Origin of the sequence: Bradyrhizobium sp. CSA207, assembly GCF_029051685.1 — a bacterium.
In the GTDB taxonomy this organism is placed as follows: Bacteria; Pseudomonadota; Alphaproteobacteria; order Rhizobiales; family Xanthobacteraceae; genus Bradyrhizobium.
On the sequence record NZ_JAACFT010000118.1, the window covers coordinates 1 to 907 of the forward strand.

At 61.4% G+C, this 907-nt stretch carries 2 protein-coding genes and 1 pseudogene; 1 reads left to right on the forward strand and 2 read right to left on the reverse strand.

Annotated features, from left to right (window positions below; genetic code table 11):
- Positions 1–259, reverse strand: a 259-nt coding sequence (locus tag GWG65_RS40230) for an insulinase family protein (RefSeq protein ID WP_275200923.1), incomplete at its 3' end; no start/stop codon positions are given.
- Between GWG65_RS40230 and GWG65_RS40235 the strand changes: the two genes are divergently transcribed.
- Positions 201–506, forward strand: coding sequence for a hypothetical protein (locus tag GWG65_RS40235; RefSeq protein ID WP_148740534.1), 306 nt, complete (start codon positions 201–203; stop codon positions 504–506). The two genes, GWG65_RS40230 and GWG65_RS40235, sit on opposite strands and share 59 nt — an antisense overlap.
- 198 nt (positions 507–704) lie before the next feature.
- On the opposite strand, the pseudogene GWG65_RS40240 reads toward GWG65_RS40235, so the two are convergent.
- A pseudogene (locus GWG65_RS40240) lies at positions 705–866 on the reverse strand (cysteine desulfurase NifS); the annotation flags it as partial.
- Between the last annotated feature and the right edge of the window lie 41 nt (positions 867–907).

Below are 907 nucleotides of genomic sequence, written 5' to 3' on the forward strand. Positions count from 1 at the left end.
CGCCGACGCGAAGCACGGTCTGGGAGAATTCGCCGACCGGGTGCTTGTCCGTGCCCTTGAACATCAGGTGCTCGAGGAAATGGGCGAGCCCCGACTTGCCCGGCGTCTCGTCCGCCGAGCCGACCTTATACCAGATCATCTCCGTGACCACGGGCGTGCGGTGGTCCGGGATCACCACGACCTGGAGGCCGTTCTGAAGCATGAAGCTCGCTGGTCGTTCCCAGGTGGGTGTGATCTGGGAAAGAACGCTCCTGTTCACGGCAGCGCACGGGGAGCTCGGATCTGGGCTATTTTCCGTTTTGGACTCGACCGCCGGCGCGGTACGCGTCATCAAGGCCAAGGCAAAAATGGCCGTGCCTAGCACCTTGATTGTCAGGGACCTGGAATTCTTCATGTCATGGCCTTTGGTCAGTAGAGATCCACGTTCTGCAGCGGACATCGCGACAAAGCAGGTGAGCCGCACGCCGTTGGCAAGCACCGGAGCAAATGTCGGGCCAATCGCCTGACACCTCTGCGCACGGGCCGCTGCGCGGCCAACTGCACGCAAGCGAACCGCGAACGCGTGCCTTCTCTCCGAAAGCCAACCCGCACTTTGTTTGGTATCCGCTAACATGTTGCGAACACGACATCGCACACGAACGCGGACGACAACTCGCCGCCTCGCCGTTGCCCCATTTTTCTGAGCATCCCTACACGACTGGTTTCCGAAGGGCTTGAACGGCTCGTCGCAGGGAGCCGCACCAACTGCCGAATGCATGCGGGGACGACGCATTGCCGAATTGCGCAGAGAAGAACGGCAGCATTGCCGCGACCACCAAAGGATCTGCACGGGTCGTCGCGTTGTTGTCCAGGTAGATCGGCCGCACGGGCTCTCCCCTCTGCACTTAACGTCCTACTTTGGAGCCGG